The organism is Geomicrobium sp. JCM 19055, from assembly GCF_000698185.1.
GTDB lineage: Bacteria > Bacillota > Bacilli > Bacillales > Marinococcaceae > Geomicrobium_A > Geomicrobium_A sediminis.
Genome location: NZ_BAXL01000001.1, coordinates 306,754 through 324,651, shown reverse-complemented (window position 1 = coordinate 324,651; position 17,898 = coordinate 306,754). Strand labels below are relative to the sequence as shown.

The 17,898-nt window shown below is 40.1% G+C and carries 16 protein-coding genes and 1 pseudogene; 12 read left to right on the top strand and 5 right to left on the bottom strand.

Features of this window, described 5'->3' with window-relative positions; all coding sequences use genetic code 11:
• The first annotated feature begins 48 nt into the window (after nucleotides 1–48).
• The gene (locus JCM19055_RS01700; RefSeq protein WP_042358247.1) at nucleotides 49–1,077 is read left to right on the top strand and encodes an LCP family protein; all 1,029 of its coding nucleotides are present in this window, start codon (nucleotides 49–51) and stop codon (nucleotides 1,075–1,077) included.
• Between the two features lie 120 nt (nucleotides 1,078–1,197).
• Nucleotides 1,198–4,173 carry a CotH kinase family protein gene (locus JCM19055_RS01695; RefSeq protein ID WP_042358246.1) on the top strand — a complete coding sequence of 992 codons (2,976 nt, stop codon included), beginning with the start codon at nucleotides 1,198–1,200 and terminating at the stop codon, nucleotides 4,171–4,173.
• 71 nt (nucleotides 4,174–4,244) lie between these two features.
• On the opposite strand, the gene JCM19055_RS01690 is transcribed toward JCM19055_RS01695, so the two are convergent.
• The 5 genes from JCM19055_RS01690 to JCM19055_RS01675 form a co-directional block, all read right to left on the bottom strand.
• Nucleotides 4,245–4,829 carry a CAP domain-containing protein gene (locus tag JCM19055_RS01690; RefSeq protein WP_265181676.1) on the bottom strand — a complete coding sequence of 195 codons (585 nt, stop codon included), beginning with the start codon at nucleotides 4,827–4,829 and terminating at the stop codon, nucleotides 4,245–4,247.
• Nucleotides 4,826–5,728: an S-layer homology domain-containing protein gene (locus JCM19055_RS01685; RefSeq protein WP_042358244.1), complete on the bottom strand. Its 903-nt coding sequence runs from the start codon at nucleotides 5,726–5,728 to the stop codon at nucleotides 4,826–4,828. Before JCM19055_RS01685 ends, JCM19055_RS01690 begins: the two co-directional genes overlap by 4 nt.
• Before the next feature lie 97 nt (nucleotides 5,729–5,825).
• Entirely contained in the window at nucleotides 5,826–6,245 is a 420-nt protein-coding gene (locus tag JCM19055_RS22320) for an N-acetylmuramoyl-L-alanine amidase (RefSeq protein ID WP_081833362.1), read from the bottom strand.
• A 31-nt stretch (nucleotides 6,246–6,276) separates the two neighbouring features.
• Nucleotides 6,277–6,651: an SH3 domain-containing protein gene (locus tag JCM19055_RS22315; protein WP_052365775.1), complete on the bottom strand. Its 375-nt coding sequence runs from the start codon at nucleotides 6,649–6,651 to the stop codon at nucleotides 6,277–6,279.
• A gap of 47 nt (nucleotides 6,652–6,698) precedes the next feature.
• On the bottom strand, nucleotides 6,699–7,880 hold the full coding sequence (locus JCM19055_RS01675; RefSeq protein ID WP_042358243.1) for an SH3 domain-containing protein: 1,182 nt from the start codon (nucleotides 7,878–7,880) through the stop codon (nucleotides 6,699–6,701).
• A 321-nt stretch (nucleotides 7,881–8,201) separates the two neighbouring features.
• On the opposite strand from JCM19055_RS01675, the gene JCM19055_RS01670 reads away from it, so the two are divergent.
• From JCM19055_RS01670 to JCM19055_RS01630, 10 genes and pseudogenes are all read left to right on the top strand, one after another.
• Entirely contained in the window at nucleotides 8,202–9,017 is an 816-nt protein-coding gene (locus tag JCM19055_RS01670; protein WP_042358242.1) for a lipopolysaccharide assembly protein LapB, read from the top strand.
• 52 nt (nucleotides 9,018–9,069) lie between these two features.
• Complete coding sequence (secA2, locus tag JCM19055_RS01665; protein WP_042358241.1) at nucleotides 9,070–11,448, top strand: accessory Sec system translocase SecA2; 2,379 nt, start codon at nucleotides 9,070–9,072, stop codon at nucleotides 11,446–11,448.
• A gap of 26 nt (nucleotides 11,449–11,474) precedes the next feature.
• Nucleotides 11,475–12,167, top strand: coding sequence for an SLAP domain-containing protein (locus JCM19055_RS01660; RefSeq protein WP_052365774.1), 693 nt, complete (start codon nucleotides 11,475–11,477; stop codon nucleotides 12,165–12,167).
• Nucleotides 12,145–12,423, top strand: a complete 279-nt coding sequence (locus tag JCM19055_RS31040; RefSeq protein ID WP_052365773.1) for an SLAP domain-containing protein — start codon at nucleotides 12,145–12,147, stop codon at nucleotides 12,421–12,423. Before JCM19055_RS01660 ends, JCM19055_RS31040 begins: the two co-directional genes overlap by 23 nt.
• A 5-nt stretch (nucleotides 12,424–12,428) precedes the next feature.
• Nucleotides 12,429–13,526 (top strand): leucine-rich repeat domain-containing protein, encoded by a 1,098-nt coding sequence (locus JCM19055_RS01655; RefSeq protein WP_042358240.1) that lies wholly within the window; start codon nucleotides 12,429–12,431, stop codon nucleotides 13,524–13,526.
• Nucleotides 13,423–14,190 carry a CotH kinase family protein gene (locus JCM19055_RS01650; RefSeq protein ID WP_370542943.1) on the top strand — a complete coding sequence of 256 codons (768 nt, stop codon included), beginning with the start codon at nucleotides 13,423–13,425 and terminating at the stop codon, nucleotides 14,188–14,190. The genes JCM19055_RS01655 and JCM19055_RS01650 overlap by 104 nt, the downstream gene beginning before the upstream one ends.
• Before the next feature lie 17 nt (nucleotides 14,191–14,207).
• On the top strand, nucleotides 14,208–14,816 hold the full coding sequence (locus JCM19055_RS01645; protein ID WP_042358238.1) for a CotH kinase family protein: 609 nt from the start codon (nucleotides 14,208–14,210) through the stop codon (nucleotides 14,814–14,816).
• A 60-nt stretch (nucleotides 14,817–14,876) separates the two neighbouring features.
• Nucleotides 14,877–16,133, top strand: a complete 1,257-nt coding sequence (locus tag JCM19055_RS01640; RefSeq protein ID WP_042358237.1) for a leucine-rich repeat domain-containing protein — start codon at nucleotides 14,877–14,879, stop codon at nucleotides 16,131–16,133.
• Nucleotides 16,078–16,919, top strand: a pseudogene (locus JCM19055_RS31035) (CotH kinase family protein). Before JCM19055_RS01640 ends, JCM19055_RS31035 begins: the two are co-directional and overlap by 56 nt.
• Complete coding sequence (locus tag JCM19055_RS01630) at nucleotides 16,864–17,874, top strand: hypothetical protein (RefSeq protein ID WP_265181652.1); 1,011 nt, start codon at nucleotides 16,864–16,866, stop codon at nucleotides 17,872–17,874. Before JCM19055_RS31035 ends, JCM19055_RS01630 begins: the two are co-directional and overlap by 56 nt.
• The last annotated feature ends 24 nt before the right edge of the window (nucleotides 17,875–17,898 follow it).

Genomic DNA, 17,898 nt, shown 5'->3' with positions numbered 1-17,898 from the left:
TAATGTGTTTTGAATTAAAGTGAACGAAGCATGGGAGGAGCCAGCTTTATGGCGAGAGAACAAACACGTTCCTTACGTCTTGAACGCAAAAGACGTCGAAAGAAACGTATCATAGTTTCAATGATTACTCTTGCATCACTGGCTTTTATTGCTGTAGGGGTTGGACTTGCATATACCATTTATCAAGCTGATCAAATTACTCGTGATACCGATGTACAACTCGATCGAGGAACGGTATCAAAGCAACGAGATGTTGAAGTTGACCCTTCCATAGACAATATATCCGTTTTATTTCTAGGTGTAGACAATCGCGATGGTCAGGTTTCAGGAATATCTGACGCTATCGTATTGGCAACATTTAATCACAGCGAACAATCTGTAAAGATGCTAAGCATCCCTCGGGATTCATACGTAAGCATTCCAGGTCGAGAAGCTCGTGACAAAATTAATCACGCGCATTCATTTGGAGGTACTGATCTTGCCGTAGAGACAGTTGAGAACTTCATTGATGTGCCCGTTGATTACTATATGACGCTTAACTTCCAAGCATTTATTGATATTGTGAATACATTCGGCGGTGTAGACGTTGATGCACCTCACGCCTTCAGTGAACAAGATGCAGATGGCAATCCAGACGCCTATCACATTCAAGCCGGGGAACAAACGTTAACTGGGGAAGAAGCTCTCGCTTACGTTCGTCACCGTAAATCAGACGGCGACCTCGCTCGTGGGGAGCGACAAACCGAAGTGATTCAGGCACTCATTGAAGAGGCAACATCCGTTTCTAACCTCTCCAATTACAGCCAAGCGTTCCAAGACCTCCAAAACAACATGAAGCACAATTTTGGAAGTTTCAATAACATCAGTGCTTTTCATAATTATGTCACTTCATTAGATGACATTGAGCGACATCAATTAGAAGGTGAAGGCACTTACGTGAATGGTGTGTTTTACTTTGATGTGGACGACACATCACTTGCTAATTCAAGAATTGCACTTCGCAATCACCTAGAACTTGATGATGACTCTACACCTATGGACCATACTGAAACCGCAGGCGAGAAACAAAACGATTAAAGCGATGAAAAGAATATCTTTTCATCGCTTGTTTTTTTGCCGATTGCTTTCAAATTTGATATATTAAGAGCGTTACTAATGCCTACATCATGAATTACTAGTAACGATAAGGAGGCTTTTATGAAAGTCAAACATATAACGATATTGCTCACACTTATCGTTATTGTCGGGGTCGCTTGGGGTGGAGCCTTTATTGCTGCCAAAAGTCAAGACCTTACATTTGAAGACCAGTTTTTAGAACAGGCGATACGAGAAGATCTACACTTAGAAGAAGGTGAAGGTGTTACAGCAGAACTTGCTCGTTCAATTACTTCACTTGATTTATCTAACCAGCAAATTGAAAATCTATCAGGCCTTGAACATTTTGAAATGCTCAATTCCTTAGATTTAACGAATAACAAAATTGAAGACATCTCAACCCTTTCAGAACATGAAAGACTTGAAACACTTTCTCTTGAGGATAACAACGTTCATGAGATTGATTACTTAGCTGAATTATCGTCGTTAACAAGCCTGAACCTTAGGGAAAACTACGTGGAAAACATTGAGCCCATAACAGAACTCATTTATCTTGAAGACTTGAACCTTCGTGAGAACCGAATTACATCTATTGATTCAATCTCAGGATTAGAATTTCTAGAAGATCTAAATTTACGTTACAACGAAATTACATCCATCGAGCCAGTACTTACGCTGCCTTTATTACGTGAACGTCTTTACGTTGAAGGAAACCCTATTGAAGATCTTCTTACACTAACTAATTTATATGATGAGATTGAGGACATCGACATTCCTCGCCCAGAATACCATGTAACATTCTCTCAACAAGGCGGGGTCTATCAAGAACCTTTTGTTGTAGAAGTTGATACTCTTGCAGACGCTGATGGTATTCTACGATATACCGTTGATGGCAGCGAAGTAACTGAAGACTCTCCTGTCTATAATGAAAGCATTTCAATCAATGAAGGACAGACGGTTCGTGCAAAGTTCTTTAGCGATACCGGCGAAGAAGGGCCTGAAGATGGCCAATCTTACATTGTAGATGAGTCAAGTCATCTACCCATCATTTCAATTGCTACCGATGAAGCGAACCTTTGGGACGAAGAATACGGCATCTATACACCAGGGATTTACTATAATCCAGATGCTCATAATCCACACTTAACAGGTAACTATCATCAAAGTGGCCAACATTGGGAACGTCCTGTATTTATGCAAATGTTTGAGCCCAATGGTGAAATCGGGTTAACCCAACACGCCGGAATTCGAATTCACGGCGGAGCATCACGATCGCTAGACCGCAAGTCCTTGCGCTTCTACGCTCGCTCAGATTACGGGGAAAACCGATTCCGTCATCCACTATTCGGTGAAGAAGAACGTGATTACTATAACCGATTTATATTAAGAAACTCAGGGCAAGACTGGAACCGCACACTATTCAGAGATGCGATGATGCAGTCGCTCGTTGAAGATCTAAATATGGAAACTCAGTTATATCGACCAGCTAAGCTCTATGTGAATGGTGAAGACTGGGGATTATTTAACATTCGTGAGCGTTACGACAATCATTATTTCAGGTTTGCTCATGACGTTTCTGTAGAAGACTTAGATTTATTAGAAACACACGGTGACGAAGTAGAAGGTTCAAATCATGACTATATGCAACTTCGATCAATGATGACAACCTCTGATCCTTCTGAACCTGAAGTTTATGAACAAATCAAGAAAGAAATTGATATTGATAACTTTATTGATTATCATATTTCACAAATTTACTTTGGTAATGTCGACTGGCCAAACAACAATGTAAATATTTGGCGTGAACGACCTCATGGCAAGTGGCGTTGGGCAATGTATGATACCGACTTCGGTTTCGCCCTACCTACAACTGCCTCTTCTGCCATGCATAATACATTGGAGCACGCGACGAATGAAGCCGCAGCCAATTCAACATTTTTATTACGTTCATTACTACAAAATGAAGAGTTCGAACAAGAATTCATTAACCGCTATGCACATTATTTAAATACTCGTTTTGAAGCGGACCGTGTTGTAGAGCGTATTAATGAGTTCCATTCGGCATTAGAACCGGAAATGCAGAATCATATTGAGCGTTGGAATGAGCCTGATTCACTTGAAGAATGGGAAGACCAAGTAGATATATTGCGTGATTTCGCTACGAATCGTCAACAGTTTAATCGCGCTCACATCGCCCAACATTTTGCGTTAGATGGTTGGAGTGAAATGACAGTCGTTAATACTCATATTGATGACTGGGGCCTTGCAGGCTTCGACTTATCTGGAGCTGAAGATGGTGACACAGGCATTTACTTTACAAACACACCAATTTCAACTGAGTTTAACGAAGAAGTTCACGTGCAATCTTCAAATGACGATGTCGCACAAATTACGAGCGACAATTCAATCTTGCTTGTTGGTGAAGGGGAAGCAAATGTTACTATATCTAATGTTGATGGTGATTCTATCGTTCATCTACATTTCAACACTGAGCATGTTGAGCAAGATGTAGAGCATGTTGAATTAGGTGAAGGAAGCATCACGCCTACTCATAACGACACAATCTCTTGGATTAGTAGTAATGATCAAATTATTGCTATTGAGGAGGACGGTACTTTTGAAGCTCAACAGTACGGTGCTGCTACCTTATTTGGAATGGATTCTAGTGGCGACATTGTAGAAATACATCATACCCACGTTAAGGAAATTGCTGAAGCAGGCACGACGATTAACCCTGATGCTGAAGGTGCCGTTACCTTCGTTGGAGTATGGTCTGAACAAACACGTGACGATGAAACAGATCACGTCATGCGTTATTCTCAAGAAACCGCAGCAACGGCAACATTTAGTTTTATTGGTACTGGGTTTGAATGGACGAGCATAAACGACTTACCGTTTGGCGAAGCCTCTGTTTATATTAACGGTGAGCTCCATGATACAGTCCAAGACGACAATAGTTCCTTTGAAGTTGCTGACTTAGAAGAGGGACAACACGTCGTAACAATTGTTGTTGATGATGTTAGCGAAAATGCAGACGATGAAAGTTATGTAAGCATCGATGAAATCACGATCAACTAACAAATATAAGTAAAGCTAAGAGGGGTGCATTAACATGCACCCCTCTTAGCTTTTTGAATCTATACCTTGTTTTATGGCAACGTATAATAAAGCTGTGTGTAGTAAGGACGGTTGTTACGAGATTCATCAAATGCAATCCCTACACCTGTATGAGTGTAGTTACCAAGAAGCGCTTCACGATGACCCTTATCAGAATTCATCCACCCCTCGATCGCATCCAACGGGCGGACTTGACCACGAGCCAAATTCTCGGCTGCTGAATGGTATTCTACTCCATCAGCATCCATTCGATCAAATGGACTAAGACCTTCAAGGTTTGTGTGACTAAAATAATTGTGCCTTGCCATATCTCGACTATGATTTAAGGCAGTTTCTGATGCATCATCTAAACGCTCTAGTGAACCTAAATCGTAAGAGGCACGTACAGCATTTACGAGATAAACAATTTGAGTTTCATACGTGTTACGAATTGTACCTGTTGCATCAGGATAGTATTGATCATATTCATCTTCTACTGCTTCATCAATAACAAATACGCTAGAAACCTCATCACTATTGTGTGAATCATAATAATACGTTACATAGTAATCATTTACTGAAAAGAGATCTTTTTGTCCATTGTCAACCCGATAGCGCATTCCATCTTTTACGACTATTGATTCCGGCTCCCTAACTGCTCACGTACTACTGTTTTGCTAGACCCTTTACTTATATCATTAGTTGAACGCCAACGATCCTGAGGTGTTAATGCAGCAACAACTGTTTCGTCTTCAATCCCGTATTGAATGTAACGATCCCAGTCATCATGATAGACGTACCAACGGAATCCGTACTCACTATCTAACACTTGCTCAGGGTCACCGTGAAGACGCTGTAGCTCTTCTACTGAATCTCCAATCCTAATTCCATCAAATGTCCATTCGCCACCGTAAAAGGTTTCGTTCGTTGATGACGTTCTATAGTCTTCGTTGATTGCCCTCGCCATGAACACACTGAATTGCGCTCTAGTCACTTGCTCATTAGGGCTATAGCTTCCGTCTCCTTTACCTGTCGAAATATAATTCGTAACAACAGGAGCAATCTCATCATAAGCCCAATGCAAATGATTCAAATCCCTAAACTCGACTTCGCGATCTGCTTCTAAATCAAAAGCCCTCGTTAATACAGCACTCATTTGCGCTCGTGTTAGCGGTTCTGAAGGGCGGAATTGGTCATTCTCCCCTCCGGTCATAATCCCTGCAGCATTTACTCTCTGAATGGCGTCATAATTTGAGTGCGATTCATCAACATCTCCAAAGTCTCGATCTTCTGAAACATCATCTAACTCAAGCGCACGATCTAACATCACTGCGGTCTGAGAGCGCGACACCTGCCGATCAGGACGAAAGCTACTATCTGGATAACCTGTAATGATTTCTTTAGAAAATATGTACTCAATTTCTTCAGTTGCCCAATACGAATCATTCACATCGCTAAAGGAGCTTGCGTTAGCCTCAAATGATGGGTAAACAAGCAATGTTACCACTAATGCGCTAGCGCCCAAAAATTTCTTCATAGGTGTACCCCCTCCATCTCTTTCTTTCATAATAACAAATATTACTAGTTATGAGGCAAAAAAAAGCTACGTAACGAGTCGTTACGTAGCTTTTTTCTTAACGATAGAAGTCTAGCACTCCTTGGTACAGTGCTTCGCCCGCTCTTGCCGGATAACCAGGTTGACGCATAATGCTTGCATCACCAGCATTCGTTACAAAACCGAGCTCGATCAATGAAGCTGTCATGTTTGTATTTCTTAGTACTGAGAAGTTCGCAGGATCAACTCGACGGTGATTCATTCCAGTATCACGAACGAGACGATTTTGAAGCGCAGTTGCTAACCTCCGACTATCAGGACCATCATTTGGATGATAGAACGTCTCTGCTCCTCTAGCACTTGCAGCAGGAAACGCATTTGCATGAACACTTATGAAAAGATCGGCGTTGGCTCGATTTGCAATACGAGCGCGTTCAACCAATTCAATGAACGTATCGTTCGACCTTGTCATAATAACGTTGGCTCCACCACGCTCCAAACGATTTGCAAGCTCTCTAGAAACTTGTAAATTAAGCGTTTTTTTCTACTAGACCATTGCCTGTTGCTCCAGAATCATGACCACCATGACCTGCATCAATGACAATTGTTCTTCCTGCAAGCGGACCATTCCCTGTTGATCCAACAATTAAATGCTCAACACTCGTATAGCCTTCCCCTCCAGAGAAGGAAACTCTAACCCAGGGGCCATCATTCACATATTCATAGATTTGTACTTGAGTACCTCGTGATAATCGATGAATGATAGCGTGACTTGCCCCTGGACCGCTCCGCACAACAAGGTTGTGATGACTCACAGTGGCTGATTCAATCGCTTCTCCAACTTGAGTGACATTCATGTGGTCCGCATGAGTATAGGCAACTTGCCCATTGTATAAAATCTTCACCCATGGTCCCCCATTGACGAACTCATAAATCTCAACAACATTACCATTTAGTAAATGTCCAAGAGAGTCTGAAGAACCATTAGGCTTACTCGAACCGCAAGTCTTGAAGATGTATTTACAATACCTGTAGCTACAACATCACCAAGTTCATCAACTGGATCTGTAACGGCTGGTGGCGTAGGTTCAGGTGTGGATGGGTTATCTTGTATTCGTAAATAATCACGGTGAGTATAGGCAATACCACCTTTGAACGTAATTTTCACCCACGGGCCACTACCAATTCGCTCATGAATAATTACCGCATCTCCTCGAGTCAATGCACCTACTCGTTTTGATGATCCACTAGGACTCGTGCGTACAGCAAGGTTATTGTGATTCACTACCCCACGCTCAATAATTGGTAACGACGAACCTGCTACATCAAGTAAGGTTAAGTGACCACTATGTGTGTAAGCATCGCGATTATTAAAGCGCACTTTTACCCACGGGCCTCCATTGACTTCTCCATAAACTTCTAACGCATCGCCTGTTGTAGCACCACCTACTCGTTCAGCCGTACCACTCGCTGCATGACGAATTGCCAAATTTCGATGCGTAACGATACCAATTGAAGTAATACGATCAGGTTCTGGCTGAACGATTTCTGGTGGCTCTGGCGCCTGATCTTCTTCAATTCGTAAATAATCAAGATGAGTATACGCATTACCACTCTGATAATTTATCATTACCCAACGAGAATTCTCTTGATATTCTGTAATCTCAACTTCGGTACCAGAAGTCAACCGACCTAAGATTGTAGAACTCCCGTTAGGTCGATCTCGGACAACTAAAGTATTCGCTGTCACGACTGCTCGATCTAACACTTCTCTTTCTACTTCACTTGGGACGTCTTGGTCCGGGACGTCCTTCTCTATTTTTTGAATGTAGCTGCTATGTACAAATCCTGTACTAGCATTCATTTCTATCTCATACCATTGTCCTTGGTTATGAACATTGAGAACCTTAACCGTTGATCCGTTACGTAACTGTCCAACACGATCATACGATGTTCCTGGACCTGATCTAACGTTTAAAGCAGAAGAAACGACAACCGTTCCGTCAAAAGGCACATCTAAAGTAGCAGCTTCAGCCGTTAACGGTTGAAAAACAGAACCTTTATGTAAATCTGTAAACCACGGCATGCAAAGAACGACAGCCACTAGAGCGAAAAGAAACACACGTCGACGCATATGTGCCAAAACCCCTTTAATTATAAATTAAGATTCTCTCTTCCCTCCTCCATTTTTCCTAGTTAAATATGCTCGCATTATAGCATATCATGGAAAAGTTTGTCATAGCGTAACAGTTTCGTTACAAAAAACATTAATAAACGGGATCACTCTTGTCATTTCACTGAAACTCACCATGACAATTAGCGTCAAATTCATTGTCAGAACTTTAAAGATCTTTTGAATGACCTTTTCTTTTTCAAGTAATTCTTATACACTAAATTAGATGTAGAAAACTAGATTTACCTCCGTGTAGACCTTAAGAATTTAAAGGAGATTACGATGAATAAATGTATTCCGATATTCCTTTCGTCGGTACTTTTTCTTACCGGTTGTTCAACGATGGGAATGGAACGTCACCTCGCTAATGAACGTGAAGTAGACCTTGAACAATTTGGGTATGAAGAAGACGATGACTTCACTTTAAATGAGTCTGTCATGTACAACATGTCTGACTTAACTCGTCTTGATCAACTATCACCGAGTCATGTCTCAAGTATTATCGCTGACGACCTAGATGCTGGTCACTATAATGAATGGATTGTTTTCTTTAGAGATTGGGTGAATGAAGAGCCCGAAGAAGCTGCACCTTTTACAAACCTTTATTACGATGCTTTGCTAGCACATATCGAAAGTCCTTTCCCTAATTCTGAAGGACTAGTGGATGATGCCATTCAAACGTTTTCTGAACAATATGAAGCAGACCCTTTGGATCACACACGTACATTAAGGCTTGCACGAGCATTAATGGAATCGGGCCGTGACGTAGAGCGTGGTGCAGAGATGATCTTTGCTTGGGCAGACTCCGCTAATGATGAGGAATTAGGGAGCGATGGGTTCTTTACAATTGCAAGAGCACATCATCATGTTGGCAATTATGAAGAAAGTATTGAGATTTACGATCAACTAGCCACGCTTTCTCCAGATGATGCGTCAATTTATTATTTACAAAGTCAAGCCTACCGGGAAATGGGCGACGATGAACGTGCACAAGATGCAATGGAAATGGCATTTGCACCGTCTAGAAACCTCATTACTAACTTTGGGGACGACACACTTAATTTCTATCAACAATTTTTAGAAGAAAGTGTAGATTAATACTCCAATTTATTGGTTTGTCTGATCGGAAACAATGAGGAGGATGCATACCATGTTTTCAGCTGTGAAGAAGTTTATTCCAGATCACCAGCAAAAACAAATTAAAAAGTTTGAGAAAATCGCTCAAACTGTAAACGAATTAGAACCAAGTTATCAAAGCTATACAGATGAACAATTACAACAAGTAACACACCAGCTTAAAGAGCGACTCCAAAACGGAGAAACACTTGAAGCGGTTACACCTGAAGCGTTTGCCGCTGTAAGAGAAGCAGCATTTCGAGTACTCGGCATGCGACCTTATGATGTCCAATTGTTTGGTGGACTAGCCATTAGTCAAGGTGACATTGCAGAGATGGGAACCGGAGAAGGGAAGACGCTAGTTGCAGCTTTGCCTAGCTATTTACGAGCACTTGAAGGTAAAGGTGTACACGTCATTACGGTTAACGAATATCTAGCAAAACGTGACTTCGAAACGATTGGACAAATACATCAGTTTCTAGGGCTTGAAGTGGGACTAAACCACTCTCAATTATCCCCAGAGGATAAAACAAAAGCATACAACGCTGACATTACTTATGGTGTTGGTAATGAATTTGGTTTTGATTATCTAAGAGACAATATGGCGACCACAATGGCTGAACGGGTACAGCGCCCATTCCATTTCGCTATTATCGATGAGATCGATTCTGTACTTATTGATGAAGCTAAAACGCCACTTGTCATCGCTGGGAAAACGACCGTGCACCCAAATCTTTACTACGTTTGTGCACGAATGGCTCGATCGTTTAAAGAAGATAAGGATTATTCTTATGATCGAATTGCAAGGTCAGTAAACCTCACTGATTCAGGGATTACAAAAGTTGAACGGGCGTTTGGAATTGACAACTTATATGACCTCGAACACCACGTTCTCTATCATTTCGTACTTCAAGCTCTACGGGCTAAAGTTATGTTCCATAAAGATGTCGACTACATCGTTGATGAGGACGTTATTAAACTTGTCGATATGTTCACTGGTCGTATTATGGAAGGTAGAAGCTTAGGTGAAGGGTTACATCAAGCAATTGAAGCGAAAGAAGATTTAGAAATCACGCAAGAAAATAAAACGCAAGCGACCATTACGGTTCAAAACTACTTCCGAATGTATCCATCACTCTCTGGAATGACGGGTACAGCAAAAACTGAAGAAGAAGAAATGCAACAGCTATATGGCATGGACGTTATACAAATCCCACCTAACAAAGATCGTATTCGAATCGATCACGATGACGTTATTTTTAAAACCAGCGCAGAGAAATACAACGCTGTTGCCTTAAAAGTTAGAGAGCTACACGAAAAAGGGCAACCTGTCATTGTAGGAACAAGTTCTATTATCCAATCAGAAACTGTAGCTAGTTACTTAGATGAAGCTGAAGTTCCCTATGAATTGTTAAATGCAAAAAGTGTTGAAAACGAAGTTCAATTAATTTCTCTTGCTGGACAAAAAGGCCAAGTTACGATTGCCACGAATATGGCTGGCCGTGGTACAGATATTATGTTAGGTGAAGGCGTCGCTGAACTCGGTGGTCTTTATATTCTCGGCACAGAAAGACATGAGAGTCGTCGGATTGACAACCAACTCAAAGGCCGCTCTGGACGTCAAGGCGACCCAGGGATTACGCAATTCTTCATTTCACTTGAAGATGATATGGTACAGCGGTTTGCACGAGAAGATATTGATGAACTTCTACCAAAACTACATATCAATGATAATGGCATTATTTCGGATGAAGAAGCAAAAATTCTTATTGATCGTTCACAAGATATGAGTGAACAAGGGAACTTTTCCATTCGGGAGTACAATTTAAAGTTGGATAATGTCATCTACGACCAACGTAAGGTTGTGTATGAGTGGCGTGACAAAGTTATGACTGACGAGAATCCCTTATCAATTTGGATTGAAAGCTTAAAGTCAGCATCAAAGCGGCTCGTAGAAGAGCATACTCCTGAAGAAGAAGTCCCTGAGAACTGGGACATCGTACAACTAAAAGAAACATTACAAGTCATGCTACCCGTCATGTCTGAGTACGAGTTTTCAGCAGTGGAAGATACTGAGGACATCCAACAAGTCGTTGACAGTGCAATACATGATTACCTTGCAATACTTGAACCCCTACAAGAGAAAAGCGGAGTACAAGCTCAAGCTAGAAAGGTAATGCTTAGTGTTATTGATTCCTATTGGTTAAAGCAATTAGAAGATATGGCAAAATTAAAAGAGGGAATTAACTTACGTTCATACGGTCAAGAAGATCCACTAAGAACGTACAATAAAGAAGGTTACGAGTTATTTACTCGCATGTATAGCCAAGTGGAGCGTGATGCTTCAATGTACTTAGCTCGAATTTTACGACCGCTCACATCAGTAACAAAAGGAGTGAAAAACCATGCGTAACTTTTTCTCAAAAAAAAGACAAACAGATGCAATTAGAAGGAAATGAAGCGCCTATTTTTTCTAAGGATCTTTTACATGACGAAGTAGCAAGTACAGTTGAAACAACGAATGAAGTTGAAACTGAACTATCCATTCATCCTGACTGGAAGCTACCACAAGAAGATATCTACTCTTTTCAGTTTCTTAACATTGAATGTCCACCATTATTGCCGAATCAATTATCAATCTCTGGTATTAAGATTGAAGAACCAGAAAACAACGAAGGCAGTTTGGAAGCGACAGTATTTATCCGCCATAGCATGGATAAGACCATTGAGTTAAAAGAGACAACTTTGGCACTTCTTGATCATCAAGATCAAGTTATTGGTCGTAAGCAATTAAATTTAAATGAAGTCGGCAAACTGCCACCAAATAGTAGTCGACCTTGGGTTATTGCTTTTTCTAAGGAAGAGTTAAATGTAGAAGAAAAGCCTGAAAACGGTTGGAAAGTTGTTTTTCAATTAAAGCCTTCACAACGAAAGCATTCCTTAGATCTCGATGAGAAATGGCAAAAAACACTACCTAGTAAAGATATTGAGGATTTAAAGTCACTCGTTGATCGACTTGAACGCCCAAAAGCTACAGAAGTTAATTTACTTGGTTTAAAGGCTGCTACACGTGAGAATGGGGATATACAGTTAATCATCCTCATAAGAAATGGCTCTGAAAAAAACGGTTAATCTAGAGAAAGTACCGCTCGTACTTGAAGATGCTACTGGCGATGTACTAGCTAAAGCTTCGTTTACACCAAAGGAATTAAAAGTAAGAGCAAACACGAGTAAACCTTGGGTATTTATTTTTCCTCAAAGTATGTTAAAAAAAAGGAATCTTATTCACTTGATAAATGGAAAGTATACATGCCACAAAAATAACTGCTTGATTAGGCTGGTGAAGTCATTCATCAGCCTTTTTAAAAACATTAAAGGGGGGAGTTAAGCTTAATGGTGAAGCGAATGTTTGGATTAGCTTTGCTCATCTGCCTTTGTTTATCAGTTTGGACTAGTGCCTACCTATTTGCTCAAAGTGAGAACCTTTCAATTGATGATCCAATGCTTGATAAAGCTTTACGTGAACAACTAAATGTAGATGAAGACGATCAAATTGACCAATCACTAACGTTTACAGTAACTGAGTTAGATTTATCAGGTTACCAAATCTCCAATCTCTCTGGAATTGAGCATTTTGAACGTATAACATCACTAGACTTATCTCACAATAAAATTGAAGATATTTCTCAAATTCAACATTTAACAACCATCGAACAACTAAATTTAGAAAACAATATAATTGAAGATATATCACCACTTCAAGCTCTTCAAAAACTTGAGACGCTCAACATTCGTGAGAACTTCGTTGCTTCTTTAGTACCATTAAGAGAATTAGATTATCTCCGAGCACTAAATGTTCGAGAGAACCAAATTAATGAAATTACTAGCTTAGCAAACCTCGAACAATTAGAGGATCTTAATCTTCGGTACAATCAAATTGAGTCACTGTTGCCAATCGCGCAATTACCTTCTCTTCAAGCTAGACTGTATGTAGAAGGTAATCCTATACAAGACCTTGATTTACTATCAGACTTTTATGGTGAGATCCAAGACGTAGACATTCCAAGGCCAGAATATAACATTCAGTTTTCTCATGAACCTGGATTCTACGATCAAGCTTTCTCAATTAAACTATCTACACTTGGGGAATCTGAAGGAGAAATTCGATACACGACGGATAATAGTGAAGTAACAGATGAAGATCCAGTCTATACGAACCCGGTCCCTATTCATAAAAACACAACCATAAAAGCAAAGTTCTACCCAGAGACGCCAGAGAAAACGAATGAACATGCTAATTCATACTTCATAAATGAAACTTCTCACTTACCTATTGTTTCATTATCAACGGATGAACGAAATCTGTTTGACGCTCAGCAAGGGATCTATGTACCTGGCATTTATTCTAATGAGGAGAACCCTTTGTATTCAGGTAACTTCATGCAACGAGGACGGGAATGGGAGCGACCAACTTTTTTTACAACTGTTTGATACCGATGGCAACTCTACTTTTACCCAACATGCAGGTGTACGAATTCACGCTGAAACAGATTCCTCCGTAGAACAAAAGTCTTTGAGGTTGTACGCAAGAGATGATTATGGAGAGGCCAGGTTTCAATATCCATTCTTTGGTTCTGAGGAACGTAACCAATTTAATCGACTCGTCTTACACAATGGTGACCGTGACTGGGAACGAACCCTCTTACATGACCCTTTCCTCCATGATCTGACTAGAAATTTAAACTATGAAACTCAACGTTCTCAGTCAGTAAATCTTTACTTAAATGGCGAGTATTGGGGAATTTATCATTTACGTGAACGATATGATTCGCACTATTTTCGTTTTGCTCAACAAGTTATAGAAAAAGACTTAGATTTGCTTGAAGGTGATGGGACCGCGATTGAAGGTAAGAATGAAGACTACAAACATTTGCTCGCATACATACGTGAATACGGTGCTGAAAGTGATGAGAGCTATCACTATATCGCTACTCAAATTGATATTGATAACTTTATTGATTTTTACATTGCACAAATCTATGCCGCAAATACTGAATGGAAGTATGATGATCTGTATTATTGGCGCGAACGACCGTATGGCAAATGGCAATTAGCCTTTCAAATGTCGATTCAAATATTACTGATCATAAACTAGGCTTCAAACATAACACTTTGGCGTGGATTACAAGCAGGGAAAGAGATGAGTTCGTAACATTTCTGTTTACTTCTTTATTAACCAATGAAGAATTTAGACATGAATTCATTCAACGGTTTGCTCACCAGCTAAACACAACATTTAAGCCTAATCACGCAACTGAACTTCTATCTTCAATGGTAACTACAATTGAACCAGACATGCATAACCATTTCCATCGTTGGGGAGAACCGAATAATTACGATCAATGGGAACATCATATTCAACAACTACAAGAATTTGTTTCCAACAGACCTACTCATTTGCGTGAGTATATTCAATCTCATTTCCAATTACATGGCTTTGTAGAAGTAAACATAGAGAAAGCTACCACCGAACAGATTACACTAGCCTCTTATGAAGTTGAAATTGAAGAAGGATGGACAGGGCAATACTTTAAAGACGTTCCACTAACAATTGATATTCCCGGGGCGAGTGAAATTAATGCTTCATCTACTGATGATTCTGTCGTATCTGTAGACAACAATCATCAACTTATTTTTATCGGGCCAGGTGAATCAACAATAATATTCTCTGATAATCTCGATAACCATCTACTCTCAATAAATGTAAAGGTCGATTCTTAGTTAGTTTTGCATCGAGAGTTATAAACCTTAGTACGATAAACTTTTATACCACGGAAAAGCTTGGGGGCATACGACATTAAAAAGAAAGTATTTACACTAGCCTTTGCTTTAGTTGCTCTTGCCAGTGTTTGGTCATTAGCGTTCCTGTTCTCTAGTAACGTTTCATTTGATGACCCACAGTTTGAATTAGCAATACGATCTGAACTGAACCTAGAAGAACACGATGCCATTACTTTTCAAGACCTTCAAGGCATCACACAATTAGATCTTTCTAACCATCAAATTGAAAACCTTAATGGCATTCAGCACTTTCAAAGTCTTGAAAGTCTAAATGCCTCTCGCAATAAAATTGAAGATATTAGTTACTTGAAAGACTTGCGGAGACTTACGAACGTAAACTTGGAAGATAACAACATTTCTAGTATTGATGTGTTCACAAATCAGTCACAAATTACTCATTTAAACATCAGAGAGAATTACGTAGTTTCTCTTGACTCTCTAAAAAATCATTCTACTATACGCAGTTTAAATGCACGAGAAAATGAAATTGAGTCACTTGAACCATTGCGTGACCTTCATCAACTTGAAGATGTGAACTTACGTTATAACAATATTACATCTATCGAACCGATTGTTCACCTTCCTAATTTAGTAGAAAGATTATACGTTCAAGGTAACAATTTAGAAGATAAAGAGCTATTAGCTCCCTTATTTGACCGCGAACTAGAGATTGATATACCAAGACCTGAATATACCGTACATTTCAGTCATGAAGCTGGGCTTTATTCTGAGACTCTAGAGCTTCAACTTGAGGTCACAGCTACTGAAGGAAATATTCGCTACACCGTAGATAATACAGAGGTGACTAGCGAAGATACGGTGTATACAGAGCCAATTCCTATTAGCGAAACAATGAACGTGAGAGCTAAATTTTTCCCAGAGCAAGATCATGATACGACAGAATTCGTGCAATCTTATTTAATTAATGAGTCCAGTACTTTACCGATCATCGCACTAACTACAAATGAAGCGAATTTATTCGATGAACGATACGGTATATACACTAAAGGAATTTATCACCGTGATGATGCACCCATGCCAGCATTCACAGGAAACTACATGCAAAGAGGACGGGAATGGGAACGCCCTATTCACCTTCAACTATTTGAAACCGATGGTAGCCTAGCGCTCTCTCAACATGCAGGTGTGCGTATGCATGGAAATCAGTCAAGAACGCTAGATCAAAAATCGTTCCGCCTTTATGCTCGTTCCGAATACGGGGAAAATCGCTTCAGGCATGATTTTTTTTGGTTCTGACGAACGACAAAGATTCAATCGCCTACTATTAAGGAACTCTGGACAAGACTATAATAAAACATTCTTTCGAGATGCTCTATTGCAAGGATTAGTGCAAGACCTAGACTTCGACACACAATTATATCGACCAGCACGTCTCTTTATTAACGGGGATGACTGGGGGATTTACAACATTAGAGAACGTTACGATCATCATTACTTCCGATTGAAACATAACATCCAAGAAGAAAACCTCGATGTTATTGAACATACGTTTGATGATGGTATTACAGCATCAATCGGAGATACGATTGCGTACGAGCAACTTGAGCAATTTATTCGAGAACATGACATGAGTGAATCTCAAAACTATGAAAAGGTAGCTCAGAAAATCAACCTCAATAGCCTATTAGATTATTATATAAGTCAAATCTACTTTGATAATAATGATTGGCCACACAATAACTATACTTCTATCGAGAGAAGCCACATGGGAAATGGCAGTTCGCCTTATTTGATACCGATGCTGGTTTTGATATGAGAGGTTTAAGAGGTCCACATGAAGATTCTCTTGAACGCTTGATCACTACGCGGTTCCAATGGGCAACATTTATCTTTCAGTCTTTATTAGAGAATGAAGAGTTTGAACAAGAATTCATCGATCGGTCGTTTCATTATTTGAGTACACGCTTCTCTCCAGAGCATGTACATCATCAAATAGAGAGCAAAAAAAGATGTGTTAACTCCAGAAATGCCATCTCACATCGAGCGTTGGGGAACGATAGGTTCAATGGAAGAGTGGGTTGAACATATTGATGTTTTACGTGATTTCGCAGCGGACCGTAGCAGACACATGCAGTCTCATCTTATGCGCCAATTTGAGCTCGATGGTTATGGGAAAGTGTCCATTTCATCTATGAATACCGATGAGTTTTCAATCAACAGCACAGCTGCGGATGATCTCATCGACCAATGGACGGGTAGATACAATGTAGGTCAGACCATTCAACTCGATTTTAGAGATTCATCAATAACTGCAAGCAGTTCTGACTCCTCGGTCGCTTCTGTAGATGATGAATGGAATATTTCACTCTCGAGTCCAGGTCATGCAGAAATTACTTTCACAGATGCAGAGCAGCAGCCAATGTTAGTATTAGACATTGAAGTATTGGAAGTCCCCTTAGAGAAATTAAGTGTTGAAGCCTTGGAACAACAGATCTCTCTACCATCTGTATCAGATGATGCAACCTGGATTTCTAACAACACAGACTCAATTGAAATTATCAATAATGAACAGATGATGGTTCACGAAGCTGGAATGAGTACTGTTACCGCTTTTAATGAAGAAGACATTGAAGCTATTTATTATGTAGACGCCTATGAAATTGCTGACGTTGGTGATCAATTAGATGGGCAAAGTGGAGCCATAGAACTACATGGCACCCACTGGTATGAAATGGCTAGTGACAATCAAGTTATCTACAACGAACACCCTGACGACTCTTTGACGTTTACATTCCGTGGAGAATCCTTTTCTTGGTACGGTTATTCCGAAAGAATCGGTGGGAAAGCAGATATTTATATTAATGGTGACTTCGTTGACACCATTGATACGTACAACTCAACAGATCAGCGCACTCAGTTGTTATTTGAGTCAGGCGACCTAACTGGCGATGAGCACCATGTAGAAATCTTTGTACGTAACAGCAACGAAAGATCTGCAGGAAATCGAATTGTTGTAGAATCAATTGAAATACACTAAAAATACGCCACTCATTTTAATGCT